The 17,257-nt window shown below is 46.4% G+C and carries 17 protein-coding genes; 7 read left to right on the top strand and 10 right to left on the bottom strand.

Annotation, left to right across the window (positions count from 1 at the left end):
* The first annotated feature begins 93 nt into the window (after positions 1-93).
* The 4 genes from KNP62_RS02140 to KNP62_RS02125 all read left to right on the top strand — a co-directional run bounded on the left by KNP62_RS02140 (position 94) and on the right by KNP62_RS02125 (position 3,611).
* A complete protein-coding gene (locus tag KNP62_RS02140; RefSeq protein WP_214784047.1) occupies positions 94-1,308 on the top strand; it encodes an argininosuccinate synthase in 1,215 nt (404 codons plus the stop codon).
* Entirely contained in the window at positions 1,301-2,689 is a 1,389-nt protein-coding gene (argH, locus tag KNP62_RS02135; RefSeq protein WP_214782642.1) for an argininosuccinate lyase, read from the top strand. Before KNP62_RS02140 ends, argH begins: the two co-directional genes overlap by 8 nt.
* 130 nt (positions 2,690-2,819) lie before the next feature.
* Positions 2,820-3,350 carry a biotin transporter BioY gene (locus tag KNP62_RS02130; protein ID WP_214782639.1) on the top strand — a complete coding sequence of 177 codons (531 nt, stop codon included), beginning with the start codon at positions 2,820-2,822 and terminating at the stop codon, positions 3,348-3,350.
* A gap of 63 nt (positions 3,351-3,413) precedes the next feature.
* Entirely contained in the window at positions 3,414-3,611 is a 198-nt protein-coding gene (locus KNP62_RS02125) for a hypothetical protein (protein WP_214692645.1), read from the top strand.
* 21 nt (positions 3,612-3,632) lie between these two features.
* On the opposite strand, the gene KNP62_RS02120 is transcribed toward KNP62_RS02125, so the two are convergent.
* From KNP62_RS02120 to KNP62_RS02100, 5 genes are all read right to left on the bottom strand, one after another.
* Entirely contained in the window at positions 3,633-4,481 is an 849-nt protein-coding gene (locus KNP62_RS02120) for a sulfite exporter TauE/SafE family protein (RefSeq protein ID WP_214782636.1), read from the bottom strand.
* Positions 4,482-4,549: 68 nt separating this feature from the next.
* Entirely contained in the window at positions 4,550-5,437 is an 888-nt protein-coding gene (locus KNP62_RS02115) for an alpha/beta hydrolase (protein ID WP_214782633.1), read from the bottom strand.
* Between the two features lie 28 nt (positions 5,438-5,465).
* On the bottom strand, positions 5,466-6,248 hold the full coding sequence (locus KNP62_RS02110; RefSeq protein ID WP_214782630.1) for an AAC(3) family N-acetyltransferase: 783 nt from the start codon (positions 6,246-6,248) through the stop codon (positions 5,466-5,468).
* A gap of 5 nt (positions 6,249-6,253) precedes the next feature.
* Positions 6,254-9,262: an SbcC/MukB-like Walker B domain-containing protein gene (locus KNP62_RS02105; RefSeq protein ID WP_214782627.1), complete on the bottom strand. Its 3,009-nt coding sequence runs from the start codon at positions 9,260-9,262 to the stop codon at positions 6,254-6,256.
* Positions 9,259-10,365, bottom strand: a complete 1,107-nt coding sequence (locus tag KNP62_RS02100; protein WP_214782625.1) for an exonuclease SbcCD subunit D — start codon at positions 10,363-10,365, stop codon at positions 9,259-9,261. Before KNP62_RS02100 ends, KNP62_RS02105 begins: the two co-directional genes overlap by 4 nt.
* Before the next feature lie 108 nt (positions 10,366-10,473).
* Here KNP62_RS02100 and KNP62_RS02095 point away from each other — a divergent pair, with 108 nt between their 5' ends.
* Genes KNP62_RS02095 through KNP62_RS02085 form a run of 3 tightly spaced genes read left to right on the top strand, consistent with a single transcriptional unit; the run spans position 10,474 to position 13,346 of the window.
* Entirely contained in the window at positions 10,474-12,204 is a 1,731-nt protein-coding gene (locus KNP62_RS02095; protein ID WP_214782623.1) for an ABC transporter ATP-binding protein, read from the top strand.
* A complete protein-coding gene (locus KNP62_RS02090) occupies positions 12,201-13,073 on the top strand; it encodes an NAD(P)-dependent oxidoreductase (RefSeq protein ID WP_214782621.1) in 873 nt (290 codons plus the stop codon). Before KNP62_RS02095 ends, KNP62_RS02090 begins: the two co-directional genes overlap by 4 nt.
* 45 nt (positions 13,074-13,118) lie before the next feature.
* A complete protein-coding gene (locus KNP62_RS02085) occupies positions 13,119-13,346 on the top strand; it encodes a DUF2188 domain-containing protein (RefSeq protein WP_074033180.1) in 228 nt (75 codons plus the stop codon).
* Positions 13,347-13,365: 19 nt separating this feature from the next.
* Here KNP62_RS02085 and KNP62_RS02080 read toward each other — a convergent pair whose 3' ends face one another.
* The 5 genes from KNP62_RS02080 to KNP62_RS02060 all read right to left on the bottom strand — a co-directional run bounded on the left by KNP62_RS02080 (position 13,366) and on the right by KNP62_RS02060 (position 17,202).
* On the bottom strand, positions 13,366-14,010 hold the full coding sequence (locus tag KNP62_RS02080) for a DUF975 family protein (protein WP_214782620.1): 645 nt from the start codon (positions 14,008-14,010) through the stop codon (positions 13,366-13,368).
* A 72-nt stretch (positions 14,011-14,082) separates the two neighbouring features.
* Positions 14,083-14,736: a copper homeostasis protein CutC gene (locus KNP62_RS02075; RefSeq protein WP_214782618.1), complete on the bottom strand. Its 654-nt coding sequence runs from the start codon at positions 14,734-14,736 to the stop codon at positions 14,083-14,085.
* A 13-nt stretch (positions 14,737-14,749) separates the two neighbouring features.
* On the bottom strand, positions 14,750-15,520 hold the full coding sequence (locus tag KNP62_RS02070) for a DeoR/GlpR family DNA-binding transcription regulator (protein WP_214692672.1): 771 nt from the start codon (positions 15,518-15,520) through the stop codon (positions 14,750-14,752).
* Positions 15,521-15,694: 174 nt separating this feature from the next.
* Positions 15,695-16,315 (bottom strand): glycerol-3-phosphate 1-O-acyltransferase PlsY, encoded by a 621-nt coding sequence (plsY, locus tag KNP62_RS02065; protein ID WP_445236746.1) that lies wholly within the window; start codon positions 16,313-16,315, stop codon positions 15,695-15,697.
* An 11-nt stretch (positions 16,316-16,326) separates the two neighbouring features.
* Positions 16,327-17,202 carry a M15 family metallopeptidase gene (locus tag KNP62_RS02060; protein WP_214782616.1) on the bottom strand — a complete coding sequence of 292 codons (876 nt, stop codon included), beginning with the start codon at positions 17,200-17,202 and terminating at the stop codon, positions 16,327-16,329.
* Between the last annotated feature and the right edge of the window lie 55 nt (positions 17,203-17,257).

Raw genomic sequence — 17,257 nt, 5'->3', positions numbered from 1 at the left:
TTCAAAAAAAGGTTGCCACATTGTGTATTATCCCTTACACTAAGTCGTATATTTATAAATAAAAATTAATAATTATTCATAAGGGGTGCTTACATTTTGAAACAGAAACTCGTATTGGCTTACTCAGGTGGACTTGATACATCGGTTGCAATCAAATGGTTGGATGAACAAGGATATGATGTCATCGCGGTATGTTTAAATGTTGGGGAAGGAAAAGATTTAGAGAAGATTCAACAAAAAGCGATGAAAGTCGGGGCTAAAAAGTCAATCGTCATCGACGCTGTCGATGAATTCGTGAGCGACTTCGCACGCTACTCGATGCAGGCACATACGTTGTATGAAGGTGTATATCCACTCGTATCTGCTTTATCACGCCCACTCATCTCGAAAAAGTTGGTCGAAGTGGCACAAGCAGAAGGCGCAGTCGCTGTGGCCCACGGCTGTACAGGAAAAGGAAACGACCAAGTTCGTTTCGAAGTGTCCATCCATGCACTCGATCCATCACTTGAAATCGTTGCACCGGTACGGGAATGGAAATGGTCACGTGAAGAAGAGATTGCATACGCGGCAAAACACAATATTCCAATCCCAATCGTTCAAGAAGAACCTTTCTCTATTGATCAAAATATTTGGGGACGGGCGATTGAATGTGGCATTTTAGAAGACCCTTGGGCGGCACCGCCGGAAAGTGCTTATGAGTTAACAGCAGCACTTGAAGATACACCTCATGAACCGACTTATATTGAAATCGAATTCAAGAATGGGGTACCGATAGCCATCAATGGGAAGAACCAATCGTTCACAGATATTTTAAAAGAGTTGAATATCGTCGCCGGGGCGCATGGTGTCGGTAAAATCGACCACATTGAGAACCGTGTCGTCGGCATCAAATCACGTGAAGTATATGAGGCTCCTGGCGCCATGACGCTGATCACGGCCCATAAGGCCCTTGAGGCATTGACACTCGTACGTGAAGTGGCTCATTTCAAACCAATCGTCGAACAAAAATTGACTGAGACGATTTATAACGGACTGTGGTATTCACCTCTCACAAAAGCACTACTCGCATTCATCAATGAGACACAACAGACTGTCACAGGTACCGTTCGGATGAAACTCTTCAAAGGCCAAGCAATCGTAGACGGTCGTAAGTCACCGATTTCACTATATGATGAGGAGCTTGCGACATATACTTCGGCGGACACGTTTGATCAACAAGCCGCTGTCGGATTTATCAAGCTTTGGGGCTTGCCGACAAAAGTTCAGTCAGAGGTATTGATGGAAAAAGGAGCGTTCATTCATGAGTAAATTATGGGGAGGGCGTTTTGAAAAGACGGCCAGTGATTGGGTCGATGCGTTCGGCGCCTCGATTGAATTCGACGCTCAACTCGTCCTTGAAGATTTAGAAGGTAGCATGGCACATGTAATGATGCTCGGAGACCAAAACATCCTTTCAAAAGAGGAAGTCACTCAAATCCTTGAAGGATTACAACAACTCAAGCAGAAGGCCATCGCTGGCGAGTTGGCGTTCGAAGTATATCATGAAGACATCCATATGAATTTAGAGGCTTTGCTTCATGAAGAAATTGGACCGGTTGCCGGGAAAATGCATACGGCACGTAGCCGTAACGATCAAGTCGCGACAGACATGCATCTTTACTTGAAAGAACGTGTGAAAGAAGTGATTCAATTGATTGAATCACTTCAACGTGAGTTGCATGCACACGCTTCAGAAAACGTAGAGACGATTATGCCTGGCTATACGCACCTCCAACGTGCACAGCCAATCTCTTTGGCACATCACTTACTCGCCTATTTTTGGATGCTCGAACGCGATAAAGAACGCTTCTCAGACAGTTTGAAGCGAATTGACTGGTCTCCACTTGGAGCCGGTGCGCTCGCTGGGACGACATTCCCGATTGACCGAGCCCGTTCGGCTGAACTTCTCGGTTTTGATCGCGTCTATCCGAACAGCTTAGACGCTGTGAGTGATCGTGATTTTATTCTCGAATTTTTGTCGAACGCATCGATGCTTATGATGCACCTCTCACGCTTTTGTGAGGAGTTGATTCTTTGGGCTAGTGAAGAATACCGCTTCATTACTGTGTCCGATACATTCTCTACCGGATCGAGTATGATGCCACAGAAGAAAAATCCAGACATGGCTGAACTCGTACGTGGAAAATCGGGACGCGTCATCGGAAACTTGATGGGATTGTTGACGCTTATGAAAGGACTTCCGCTCGCTTATAATAAAGATTTGCAAGAGGATAAAGAAGGCATGTTTGACACGGTTAAGACTGTTCAAGGCTCACTCAGCATTATGGCCGGGATGATGAACGAATTGACGTTCCATCCAGACACGATGAAGCAAGCAACAGAGCGCGATTTTTCAAACGCCACTGAACTTGCTGATTATTTGACGGCTAAAGGTATGCCGTTCCGTGAAGCGCATGAAGTAACTGGGAAACTCGTCAAATACTGCGTCGATGAACGCTTATATTTACGTGAACTCCCAATGTCTGTGTTCCAAACACATTCTGACTTGATTGAAGAGGATGTGTATCACGCTTTGACCCCTGAACAAGCGGTCGCGCGTCGTAATAGTTATGGCGGTACAGGCTTTGATGCCGTTCGCGAACAGTTGAAAGAAGCTTCGGCATGTATGAATGTCATACCTTCTTCTTAATGACCCTTGTCTCAGTATGATTGCTGAGACGAGGTTTTTTTGTTGACCTAGACTCAAGAAATGACTTGCCAACTCTATAAACTCATGTTAACTTTTATATTGTTAACGTTAACTGAAAAGGGGTTTACATATGAAGATTCAAGACATGACTCAAATTGCCTTCGGGGCAGCACTCATCGCAAGTATCGGTTTCATCGAAATACCGATCGGACCCGTTCCGATTACCCTTCAAACACTGGCCATCATGACAATCGCCGGCGTATTCGGTGCACGAAAAGGATTTTTGGCAGTCATCGTCTACCTCCTACTCGGCTTGATCGGCCTTCCCGTACTGAGTGGTCAAGGAGGTCTTGCTCCCTTCGTTGGACCAACCGTCGGATATTTAATTGGATTTCCAATCGCCGCTTTCTTCATTGGCTGGTTCAGCGAGCGCCATCGCTCCTTCCCAGCATTGATTGGCTACAACTTGTTATTCGGTTTGGGGCTTGTATACCTACTTGGAAGCATCGGACTCGAGATCGTTCTCGGTATGTCGTTCATTGATGCGCTCAAGGTGAATATCCCGTTTATTCTTGGAGATTCACTCAAAGCCGTACTTGCTGCGATCTTAGCTGTGAAAATTTCTCAAAACGTTCAAGTTCGTCGTTCCTTAGCATCTTAAACGTTCGAACGTTTCGCCCGTTTCCATATGTGGAATAAATGAAGTATGGAAGGGGGTGTCCCTATGAGCGACTCGACGTTTAAAAAACGCTTACAAAAAGCGACCCACTTTTATCAACGCTCTGACAAAGGGCAACGTCAAGGAGTTGACAAGTCGTCTCATGAGAAACGTGACACAGAAGCATTTGAGCGCAGACTCCGCGAAGCAAAAGCGAAAGTTGGAGAGATTCAAGAAAACATTGACCATATCGCTAGACGTTAAAACCCCGTCCAAAGACGGGGTTTATTTTTTGCGTGGTCGAATGATGAGCGTGATGATAAAGAGAAGCGCTAGTGTGACAAGTAATATAAGTGAGGCTGTATTCCATCCGACTAAATTGAGCGCCACACTAAATGCGACCGTGACATAAAATCCACCTAATGCTTTTTTGACATGTTGCGAACTGAAACGTTGCAACTGTTTGGCTCCAAACGGAGATCCAATCATCGCACCTGCGATTAATGCGAGTCCATGCCAGTAATTCGTTTCAGCACCTGCCACGGCATAACTGATTACGCCTGATATTACGATGAGGAGAGCTGCTGAAATACTCGTTCCGACCGCTCGTTTCATTTCAGTGTTCAGTAGCTTGACTTGGAGCGGCGTCAATACAAAGCCCCCACTTACCCCCATCAAAGAAGAGATAAATCCTGCAAAGACACCGATGATCCCAAGTCGTGGTACAGAAGCTGTCCCGACACTCCCTTCGACATGCTGTTTCGACCGGAAGAATGAAATCGCAAAGTACGTAAGTAACGCAATGTAGACGAGTGAGATGATCAGTGTCGCGCCGTCCACCCCTTCTAAGTAAAAGACGAGCGGAGTGGCAATCCAAGTCCCGACAATCCCGAACACACCAATCCATAACGCGTGTGACACGTTCACGTTTCGTAAACGAATGTGCGAGATTGTCCCTGCCGTCGTCGAACCGAGCGTCAACATGAGACTAAGTGCAATCGCCGCACTTGCTTCATAACCGAAAACAAGGAGGAGTGGCGTGAGCAAGATGCCACCACCGATTCCGAAGAAGCCGCTCAATATCCCGATCAATGTACCGAGCAAGAGAAACTGTAATAGTTGTAATAAGTCCATTTTGCACCCTTCTTTCATTGTTCTCGTTTGCAATCATATCAAAAAGGGGCCCAATTGCGCCCCTTTGCTCACAATGATCGTTCTAGAAAATCGAAAATCTTTTGACGGTATTCGGTCTGGAATGATTGATACGATCCGACATGACCATCGTTTTCCGTCACCCATAGTTCGACACCATCCTGCGCGCTCGCAAGCTTTTCACTTTCTGAGACAGGAATCGCATCGTCTCCTTTACTATGAATCAATAAAATCGGTGCCTCGATTGATTTGATATCTTGAATCGGTGAAACAACATCCGCATCCAGTCCAGTGAACCAAGGGGTCACTGTCATGATGACGGGTGTGAATGGAACGTTCGGGAGATCACTCCATACGGGGAGATTTGTCTCAAGGTAGTTCCGTAAATCACTGAACGGACTGTCTGCGATGACTGCGGCTACCTCAACATCATCTGCCGTAGAGAGGGCCGTCGCCGCTCCCATAGAAATTCCGTAAAGTACAATCGGACCCTCTGATCGACCTTTTGCGTATTGGATGGCAGCTTGTAAGTCTGATTGTTCTTTCGCACCGACCGTTACCCGATCTCCTTCTGAAATCCCAGAACCACGAAAATCGAACGTTAAAAATTGATATCCTTGCTCATGAAACTCGGGAATCAACTCTTTTAACGGGAGATCTTCTTGTTCTCGGTTCTTTCCATACCCATGAGCAAATACGATTGTCGCACGTGGCGTAGGATGGGGAATCCACCACCCATACAAATCATGCCCTTCTTCTGATTGAATGGTCACGTTCTCATACTTCAATCCAAGTGACTTCGGCGTGTACGTCAACGTCTCTCGCTCAGGTGATGTTAATTGGTCACCGATATGTGCCGAGATCCCGCCAATTGCCAATCCGGCCACCAGTAAGATGACTAGAGTCGCAATACTCAACAGTTTCATCCAACGATTCATCTATTTCTTCCCCTCGATTCTACATTCATTATCTTAACCAGCTTCGAAGTGCGATGAGCGCATGTTGCACTGGCTCCCATGTATTAGCTGGAATCAAATAGCACGTCGCATCATTGATGGTAAACATATGAACATCTTTCTGTTTGACGATATTTTCACCGATTGCACCAAACGGATCACTATTTACATCTGTATGTTCAAACGTTCGCCACACACGTTCGCCTTGTTCGATTACAGCACAACCGAACATTTTTGTAGGACCATCAATCCCATACTCCGCATAGTGCCAGAGTGTCGTTGCTTCAAGTGGCGACCCGAGATGTAGAACACGTGCATTTCGTTCAATCATTCGCTCGATTGGTGAACCTGGACCGAAGCCAACGTCAATCGAGTGACCAGACACAATTGTTTTTGCCTCTTCACCCCATGCCGCGACTGACCACATCGGATGTGCACTTCGATAAACGTTCGGATAGTTCCGAAACAGTTCGGGGACACGCCCCATCCCACGGGTTGATGTCTTTTCTTTTTCATAAGGCGGCATTTCGGCACGAATCGTCTGCCACCACTCAACCGGAACAGGTGGTGCCTCCCATTCAGCCGGATCTGAATTGTCTCCGGTTTGGGTCGCCATCATAAGAAGTCCTGATGGTCCCACCACTTCTTGCAGTGCCTCGATTACAGTCTGCGCACCACCACATACCCATCCGAGTTTTGAAAGCGAGGTATGAACAAATAAAGACTCTCCTCGTTGAATTCCTGCTTCTTTCAAATGATTGATGAGACTTGACTTCGTCACCATCTGTTTCATTTCGATCACTCCACAATCAGCTGGATCGTTGACCCGCTTCTAGATTTTTTCACTTCGATTCGGGCATCGACGCGATCTTTCAATTCTTGAACATGACTGATGACCCCGACAAGTCGACCTGTCGCCTGAAGCGACATCAATAATTCGATTGCCTGGTCTAAAGATTCGGCATCAAGCGTCCCAAATCCTTCATCGATGAGCATCGTTTCAAGACTCACACCCCCGCTCAACTGTTGCACCACTTCTGCTAATCCAAGCGCGAGTGAGAGAGACGCTTTAAAACCTTCCCCTCCGGAAAGGTTTTGTACACGGCGTGATTGACCGGTGTACGCATCGAATACGAGAAGTTCAAGTCCGGACTTAGCATTCCCTTTTGCCGTCTCCACTTTTCGCTCTAGTCGAAACTGACCGCTTGTCATCTGGTCCAAATGAATGTTCGCCGCATGTAAAATCTGGTCAAAGAACGCCGTTTGTACATATGTTTCAAACGTCATCTTTTGCGGATTGATGCCTTTTCCGGTTTCTGCAATCAATTTGATCGTTTCTAACTTTTGTTCTTCTCGCGCTGTCTCCTTACGAAGTGTATTCCACTCGGAAACGATTTGCCGATGTCTAGACAAGGCTTCTTGTGAGGTGATGAGGTGTTCTGATGCTCGCTCGTATAGTTCCTTGGCTTCGTTCACCTTCGTTTCAATCAACTGAAGGTCAGGTTGTGCTACATTTCCTAATTTCCCCTCAATCATCTGGATGCGGTGTCTTAACCGGACGCCTTCCTCTTCTTCACGTTGTAAGTTCTCGCGGATATTCGCACGCTGATCGATTCGATCAGCTAGTTGTTCGTACCGCTCTTTGTTCAACTGTGCGACTTCTAATTGCTTATTCCAGGTCGTCTTTTGTGAATCGTATTGCTCCATCGCCTCAGCGAGTTGTTGGCGCAATAGAGTAAGTCGCTCTTCTTCTTTCCACGTTTCCTTTTTGACGATTTCAAAGTCATGGTCGAACGCTTCAATTTTTTTCGTAAGTATGGCGAGACGATGTTGTCGATTTGTCCGCTCGGTCTGTAACTCTTCTAATGTTGTTTCCTCTGTTTGACCGAGCGCGTTCAGTTTTTGCTGTATCGCTTCGAGTTCTGTGAGGACACGTTGACGTTCTTCAAATTGGTTACGTCGCTCTTCTTCAAGTTGTCTCATTTCACTGGTTAATTGACGAAGCGTTCGTTCATTCTCGAGACGCGTTCGCTCTTCACGTTGTAGACGATCCATATGCGCTTGCCATTTCTTGACTTCTTCTGATAATAATCCATCCACCTGAATATCTTTCGAAACCTCATCAAATTCTCGTCGTGCCTCTTCAAGCTGAGAATGGAGCGAACGATAATCGGATCTCGCTTCAATCAATTGAGTCGTCAATTCCTCAAGACGTGCCTTAGCCTCCCCTTCTTCTTCCATAGATTCAAGCAAGTCTTCGAACTGTGGGACATCATGGTGACGTGAACCACATACAGGGCAAGGCTCACCTTCTTGAAGGGTTTCACTCAGTTGTTTTGCCGCATTCATTTGTTCTTGTTGATTGTACTTCGCCATCACTTCTTGCTGGATGGCATGCAGTCGCTGCACTTCTTTTCCGGACCGCTCACAAGTGGCGAGCTGATTTGAAAACTCATTCACCTTCGTCTCAAGTTTGACCAAATACATCAATCGGTCGACATGTCGCTCCGCATCAACTGCACGTTCTTCAGGTTCAATCGACAACGTTTTCACTAATTGTTGTTCGTGGACTTGAAGTTCTTGGAGTCGAGCCTCTTTGGAAAAGGTGCTTAATTCCGTCGCACGCTTCATCAATTGTTCACGTAATGTTACGTATTCTGCCCGCTCTTTCATTCGGGGTAACATCTCATCAATTAACCGAAGTCGTTCTTGAAGGGATAAGATTTCTTGTTTATTCTCTTCAATTGCAGATTGCTGCTCAGATATTGAAGATTGCTTTTGTTGTAATTGTTCGAGTTTTTTAGAAGATGCTTGTTCTTCCGTCGTCAGTTGATGAACATGTTTCTTCATTTCTAATAATCGGTCATAGACTGGACGAATGTTCGCTGCTGCCTCTAATTGTCGCAACAACTCATGACGTTCGTTTCGTTCTGTCTCGCCTTTTAAAAATAAATCAAGAGCTTGCAAGGTTTCTTGCTGTTCTTGAAATAAACTGACAAGCGCTTTCGCTTGTTCTAATTCGGTACGCGCCTGTTCGAGCTTCTTCGAATGATCCTGTTTCTGTTCTGTTGCGGACTCAACAGTTGTAATCAAACGTTGTTCGCGCTCGTCTAGCCACTGATAGATTACATCAATCGATTTCGTCGAAATTTCTTCAATCGCTTCATCTTCGAGCTCTAACAACTTAAGTCTTGTTCGTTCGACTGCCCATTCAACTTGTTTCCGGTATGTGCTGAGACGTTCTGCCCACTTCTCCTGGAAAGCACGATACGCCTCCGTCTTGAAAATAGATTGCAAGATTTGTTGTTTCTCATTTGAGTTCGAATCGAGCAATTGTCTAAATTGGTTTTGAGGGAGTAACAAGATTTGACTGAATTGTTCATATGAAAGTTGTAAAATCGACTCGACTTCCTCTTGAACCTCGTTCACTTTTGTCGCGATCGGCTTCCAACCATCCTCCCATTCATAAAGAACGGCCTCATGTGGGATCGGTGTCTTGTTTTTCGGGTGAGGTTGTTGAGGTTGTCTCACGATTCGATAGTGGTCACCGCGAATCGTAAACGAAAAGTCGACCTCCGTCTTCAACTCAGGTTGTGCGAATTGACTTCTGAAATCACTCGCATTGCGCAGCGTCCCGCTGGCCCGTCCATATAATGCGAACGTCATCGCATCAAAGATGGTCGTCTTCCCTGCACCCGTCCGACCACTCACGACAAACATCGAGCGACCAACTAATTGTGTGAAGTCAATCGTTTCTCGTTCCGCATACGGTCCGAATGCTTGAATCTTCAATTCGACCGGTCTCATCTGACATCACCTTCTTCAATCATTTGTTTGACGGCATCCGAGGCCGTTCGGTCGTGTACAGCTTCAAAGAACTGTAGATACACCTCTTCGACGGATTGTCGTTCTAGCGTTTCCCGTTCAAATGTGGACGTCTGTTCTTGGCGTCGTAACAGCTCCAGTTCAAGATGAAGAATATTTGGATAAACGGTCCGAAGCTTTGCCATTGGATCAAAAAGTGCTTTGTCATCGGTCAACACGATTTTCAAATAATCATCGGTTTGTTGTTGTTGATAAAACGAAGGTGCGAGTAACTCATCCAACGTTCCTGCGAGCTGTCTCATGTCCCGTTCTGGCGTCAACGTTCGACGTCTACGCTTCCAGTGTCCGTCCCATTCCAAAATATCTACCGATTTCTCATGATTGACCTCAGAGAAAGAATATTTCATGAGAGAACCACTGTATGCAATCCGTTCTGAATGGATTGCATCACGATTATGTAGATGTCCAAGAGCCGTGTATGAGAACGGGTCATAGAGCCCTTTCGCGACCTGTCCGGCGGTACCGACCGATAACTGGCGCTCCGAGTCGGTCTCAAGTCCTCCTGCGACAAAACTATGGCCCACTGAGACCGCATTCTTCTCAATCGGTCCATATGCTTCAATGACAGCCTCTAATGCGTCATGGTGCGTGCGAATCGTTTCGTTTCCTAGTATGTGCCGAACACGTGCCGGCTCAAGAAACGGGATTGGGTAAAACGGAATTCCGGCCACTTCAAGTGGACCAGCATCTGGGTTTAATTTACCGATGATATGTAATCCTACTTGTCTCAACAATTTTGAACTATATTCGAGACGCTCCGCTGAGTCATGATTTCCCGCGATAGCGACGACCGGGATTTCTCGCTTCAACACCAACTCTCGCCACATCTCATCGAGCAAATCGACAGCCTCGACGGGTGGGACGGCCCGGTCATACAAATCACCTGCAATGATGACTGCATCTGGCTTCTCCTCATCGACGATTTGTAAAAACGAATGGAATAAAATATTTCGCTGATCTTCTGTCATATGACGACCATGAACAATCTTACCTAGATGCCAATCGGCCGTGTGAATCCATTTCATCACGTATCACCTCTCTTTCTTATTCTAGCATGACTCAATCGTTCGATTCGACGTCTTGACACCCGATTTTGAAACAGCGAAAGTAAAGAGAGAGGAGGTTTGTTCAAAATGAATTCATCGACGTGGAAAACGTTTTTCCAACTTTTTAAAATCGCGAACCCTCCTAAAGGATTGTTTGTGGGAGCTATTCTGATTTCGCTTCTTCAAGCCGTCGCATCGCTAGCGATTCCACTCATCCTGCAACGTGTCGTTGACCGTTGGAGTAGTGACCTGTTGACGCCTGAATGGATTGCATATTTTCTCTTTGCCTTTCTCGTCCAGGTCATCACGAGCGCGTTATCGATTTACTGGCTACATATTGTTGGTCAACGTGTTGTCGCCAATCTTAGGACGACATTGTGGGACCACCTCATCAAACTGCCCATCCCTTTTTATGATGGGATCAAATCGGGAGAACTCGTCTCCCGCTTGAACAATGACACAACGACGCTGCAACAGCTGTTGTCCGAGCAAAGTGTCCGCTTGTTGACCTCTTTCGTCTCGGTCATCGGTGCCGTCGCCATCTTGTTCACGCTCGATTGGCAAATGACACTCGTCATCTTGTTTTCAGTGCCGACGACGCTTGTCATCGTCATCCCACTCGGCCGAAAGCTTCGAGTGATTGCAAAAGAAACGCAACAGGAGCTCGGTAACCTGTCCGGATTCTTTGCGGAACTGCTCGGTGAAATCCGTCTCGTCAAATCGCAGGCGACAGAACAAATGGAAGTGCGGACCGGGAAAGTGAAAATCGAAACGTTGTTCGATTATGGAGTGAAAGAAGGACGAATTCAAGCCATTCTCATCCCTCTCCTTAACGTCACGTTGACGGGGATGTTGATTGCCATACTCGGATTTGGAGCGTATCGTGTCTCGACAGGGGCCTTATCGACGGGTGAACTACTCGCATTCATGCTCTATGTATTCCAAATCATCACTCCTCTGATCACCATGAGTGAATTTTTGACGAGACTACAAAAAGCTCGTGGCGCAACTGAACGAATCGCTGAATTATTAGATGTCCGTCCTGAACCGTACAGCACATATCAAGAATCCATCGAGCAGGCTGACCTCTCTTTCGAGAATGTGACCTTTCATTATGGGACGGAACCCGTTCTTCAAGGACTCTCTCTTCACGTTTCACCTGGCGCAACGACCGCCATCGTCGGTCGAAGCGGCGCCGGCAAAACAACACTTTTTTCGCTCGTCGAACAATTTTACACACCAACGGAAGGATCAATCCGGTACGGTAATCGCGATATTCAAACATATGCCCGGGATACATGGCGTCAAATCGTCGGTTATGTCGCTCAAGACTCTCCCGTCTTGTCGGGTTCTGTTCGGACAAACATCGTCTATGGTCTTCAACGTGAAGTAAGTGATGCAGAAATCAAAGAGGCGTGTGAAATGGCAAACGCATGGTCATTTATCGAAGTGATGCCGAATCAGCTCGAGACGGAGATTGGAGAACGTGGTATTCGCTTGTCAGGTGGACAACGACAGCGTCTTGCGATTGCCAGGGCATTGTTACGTAATCCGCAAATTTTACTCCTCGATGAAGCGACGTCGAGTCTGGATTCAGAATCAGAACGCGTCGTCCAGGAAGCGCTCGATCGCCTGATGGTCGGGAGAACCACACTCGTAATTGCCCATCGCTTATCGACCGTCAGACATGCCGACCAAATCGTCGTGTTAGAAGATGGACGCATCAGCGGGATTGGGAAACATGAACAACTTTTAAACGAGAATGCTCTTTATCAGCGTCTCGTCTCACAACAATTACTAGGAGGACAATCTACATGAAAACAATCGGGTTTATCGGTCTCGGGGTCATGGGCCAATCCATGGTACGAAATTTGATGAAGCATGGTTTTGACGTAAAAGCTTATACGAGAACGAAAGAGAAGGCTGCCTCGCTATTAGAGGAAGGTGTAGTATGGTGCGAAACGATTCAAGAGGTATGTCAAGATGCTGATGCCGTCATCACCATCGTCGGTTATCCATCAGATGTTGAGTCAATTTATTTCGGGGAGGGAAATATCCTCGACTCGGCAGAACCAGGTACGCTCTTGATTGATATGACAACCTCTTCTCCGAAACTCGCCGAACGAATCGCCGAAACGGCCATTGAACGGAGTCTTCTTCCGCTCGATGCACCGGTCACCGGTGGAGATATTGGTGCAAAAAATGGGACGCTTTCCATTTTGGTCGGTGGCGGAGAGTTCGCCTTCAATAAGGCAAAACCTTTATTCGAAGCAATGGGACAGTCCATTGAGCGGATGGGATATGCCGGGAGCGGACAATATGCGAAACTCGCCAACCAAATCGCCATTGCCGGAACGATGATGGGGAATGCGGAGATGTTCGCGTTCAGTAAACGAGCAGGACTTGTCCCCGAAGCGCTCATCCGTACGATTCGTGGAGGAGCAGCCGGTAGCTGGACGCTTGAAAACTTGGTTCCACGGATGATTGTTGAAGATTATGCTCCAGGTTTCTTCATCAAACATTTTATTAAGGATATGACACTCGCCATCGAGAGTGCAAACGAACTTCAAGTGAAATTACCTGGACTCGAACTCGCTCATCGACTCTATTCGATTCTCGAAGAAAATGGATACGGGGAGAACGGAACACAAGCGCTCATCGAGTATTACCTTCATCAAGACGTTTGAATCATGCCGTTTGTGGAATTAGTAGGAGTGAAGGAGGCGATTTTCGTGCCATGGAACATGAAAGACTATCCTGAATCACTGAAAAACTTCGATCCACTTGTAAAAAAGAAAGCCATTGATATTGCGAACGCACTGCTCGCACAAGGCTATTCTGAGACGAAAGCGATACCAATTGCCACTGAACAAGCGAAAAAGTGGCATGCGGATGCGTCTGAACAAGAAAAACAAGATTTTGAAGACGCCCCTAACCCGAAAAAGACAGATCAGCATTGAACGTAAACAACCGGTCGGATTATCCGACCGGTTGTTTTGCGAGATATGACGCCTTCATTTCTAGATAGAGACCTGAAATCGCCGTCTGTAAGTAAGGCGTGACAAAGATGTAAGCGAGTCCCCCAGTAAGAAGGACGAGCGCGTACCATCCGATAAAACTTGCGAATAGCTTTAACATCGTCTGTTTATGCCCTTTCATCATCAAACGACTCTTTCGCATAGCTTGGAACGCCGAGAGATCTGGTTCTTCCCGCATGATGAACGGTGTGATGCGATACGTCAAATAAAACCAGACGCCAGGCACAATTAGGAATAACATCAACACGTTCAGTCCTAAATAAAACACCGCGTAATAAATCACCGCTCGTGAATACTCTTTCAGGGAGCCGAACGCTTCAATCAATAAGCCGAACTTAGGCTTCTCGTCTTTAGCGACCTGAAGAAACACCCAATTCTTCCCGAGCTCGATTGGAGCGAGAAGGACTGTCGCCCCATACAATAGTGCCACAGAAGTCATGAGAACTTCAGGGTCATTCGTTGATAGGTCTAGACGTGTCGTGATCATCGCCTGAATGACCATGACGGTCAAAACGACGAGTAATGATATGCCCCATTTTCCAGAGAGCATTCGAAGCGCATATTGTTTGTAAACGGAAGATTGCATGAGTTCACCTACACTTTGTATTTTCTTTCATTATAGCAAAAAAACAGTCTTTCGACTGTTTTCCGCTTTGACTCATCCACGAAGTTGTTTAAATTTATCCCCATCCAACTGTCCGTTTGTTCGTACGCCATTCCCGACGTGTACCATGTCGACGTTGAGTCGTTCCTGTAAGGATGGCAAAGTTTCTGTCGTGATGCCGGCTCCAGGCAAAATAGTCATCTCTGCTTGCTCGTTCAGTCGGATCAATGTTTCGATACCTTCTAATGCAGTGTTCGCACCGCCTGATGTCAATAAGATATCGATTTCTGGGAAATCATTTAAGACATCCAGCGATTCAAATACATCACGCGACGCGTCGAAGGCACGATGGAACGTTAGTGCCATCTCACCTTTATGTTTGATGACTTCTCCTAAAATCCGCTCATCGATTGCCCCGTCTTTTGTCAATGCACCAAAGACGATTCCATTCGCCCCGAGTTCACGGCATAGACCAATGTCTGCAAGCATTGTTTCCACATCATCTTCGTTGAAATGGAATGAACGTGTATGAGGTCGAATCATGACATGTACCGGGATGGATACGTGCTCGATTACATTCCGAATCGTCCCGAAACTTGGCGTGATCCCGCCATTCTCCATATCTGCAATCAGCTCGAGTCGATCTGCCCCGAGTTGCTCCGCCTCGATTGCTTCAGATAACGTTGTGACAATCACTTCTACTTTCATACAATCGCTCCTTTTACGGCGCGAACTTCCAGTCCACGCCATGTTCGGCTAAGACGCCTTTAAATTCTTGTGGTTCCGGAAAATCTGAGATAATTGCCGTCACCTTTGAAAAGTCGCACACCCGATATCTTTTTTGTTGGTTCAACTGGGTATGGTCGGTTAATAAGAATGTCTCGCGACTTTGCGACATCACCGATTGTGTGATACTAGCGAGTCCGAAAGCATCGCACGTCAAACCAAGGGTTGAATCGACCCCCTCAACAGATAAGATGGCAAGATCAAACATATAGGTTTGGAGTTGTGCGAGAACTTGTTCGCCCGTCGTCACGAGATGTTTCGGATCGATTGTACCACCTAACAACTGGATCTCGCCACCGAGCACACCTTTCGCCCGTTGTTCAAACAACGCTTTGGCGACCGTTAGAGATGGTGTGACCACCGTCACATTTCGTCCTCGTAAACGAGACGCCACTTGTTCGGCCGCAACCCCATGACCGATATAGAGTAGCGTATCGTCCGGAATCAATTGAAATGCCGTATACGCGATACGGCGGATCCCATCCATGTTGGCGATGACAATCGGCTGAAAAGACATGCTCTGATGAAGAACCGCACCCCCGTAAACACGCTTGATACGATGCTCTTTCTCTAGTTCTTCTAAATAACGTCGAATCGATTCCCCTGATACATTCAATCGCTCAATCAATTCGCTCGTCTTCACTTTTCCTTCTCGTTCGATCCACTCGACAATTTTCTGTTTACGTTCTTCACCGATTAAAGACACGTCCCTGCCTCCTCCACTAAAATCTTTCCTTTTCTAGTGTAACGAACGCATGTAAATTTAACGTAAATTGAAAGTAAAGAACGAGCAAATCCAACATGATTTTGCTTCTTTTTTATGTAAATCAACAACAATGCACAAAAAAGGTACGTCTTGATCGGACGCACCTGAAAGAAATTAAGATTTATGCTTGCTTTGAAAAAGTGGGACTTTCGGTTCTTTCCCGGCTCGTATTCGTTGCCAGTTGGTACGATGTTTAATGATGATAAACAGGGCCAATGGAACGATGACAATCAGAGGTAACCAGTCTTTCGTCAATATACTGTAAGTCGTTGCCGTCACGAGACCTACTACAGCGGCAGCCATCGAGGAGAGGGATACCATACGTGAAATGAGGAGAGTCACAATAAACGTGCCGACGACGACAAAGAAGAACCACGGAAACGCCGCTAAAAGTACGCCGCCGCTCGTCGCGACTGATTTTCCACCTTTAAATTTCGCAAAGATCGGATAAGAATGTCCAATGACTGCCGGAATCCCGGCAAGAAGCAGACTCATCTCACTTCCGAATAAGAGTGGTAACAAAGCTGCGACTAGTCCTTTCCCCATGTCACCGAGTAAAACAAGGATCCCCGCTTTTTTGCCGAGAACACGAAACGTGTTCGTTGTACCTAAGTTGCCGCTCCCATGTTCGCGAACATCTACTCGATAACCGAGCTTGCCGATGATGAGCGCAAACGGAATCGCACCAAGTAAATAGCTTAAAATGATAATGATGATTTCTGTCATAAATGGCATCGCAATTCCCCTTACTTCATATATTCCGCAATATATCGATCATATGGCTGATTCAATGCGTGCACTGCTTTCGCATGTTCAGTACCGATATAACGTAAGTGCCACGGTTCATACATATAGCCGGTCTCTTTCTCAAACGCTTTTTGATAGCGAATGATAAAGCCATACTCGTGAGCATGTTCTGCTAGCCACTTTCCTTCAACCGTTTCACCAAGGCTTTGTGTGAGTTGATAATTGACAGAAGCACTCGAGACGTCAATTGCAAGACCTGTTTGATGTTCAGAATGTCCAGGTGGAGCGGAGTATTTCATCGCTTGCTCTTTGCCATCCCGTTCAACGTAAGCATTGAATAGCGTCACTTGATAACCGTATGAACGAAACGCACTCGTCCCTTTCAAATCGATACCAGACGCTTTTGCGTTCTTCATCAACTCTTCAATCGCACGTGCTGCCTCTTTTCGCATCTTCCGACGCTCACCGACCGCTGAATCGACAAAATCGATGTTGACCTCAACTAAGTCGCTCGGCTGATAATTAGCCGGCAATGCAATTTGCTTATTTACGAGAATCAACTCTTCTAATTCTAAGTTTGCGACACCATCGACTTCAATCGGTTGGACAGGTGTAGTCGGTTCTTCTGCTGCTGGCGGTGTCGGCTCAGCTGGTTGTTCTTCGACTTCCGGTTCAGACTCAGTTGTTTCTTCGTCTGTCGGTGACTCGGTTTCCACTTCCTGATTCGAGGTCGGTTCGTTTGGTTCTGTTTGTGGTTCATCTATTGTTGATGACTGTGTTGTTGGTTCTTTCGGTTCAACTTGCTCGTTTGTCGTACAACCGGCTAACATGAACGTCAAGGCGCCGCAAACCATCAAGACTGATGGATAACGCATGCGATTTTCCCCTTTCTAGATAACAAAAAGTACCGTCAAGATATGATACCATACT

It is taken from the genome of Exiguobacterium sp. s183 (assembly GCF_018617655.1).
Taxonomy (GTDB): Bacteria; Bacillota; Bacilli; order Exiguobacteriales; family Exiguobacteriaceae; genus Exiguobacterium; species Exiguobacterium aestuarii_A.
The sequence above is the reverse complement of the archived record's forward strand: the minus strand, read 5'-3'. Positions and strand labels throughout refer to the sequence as shown.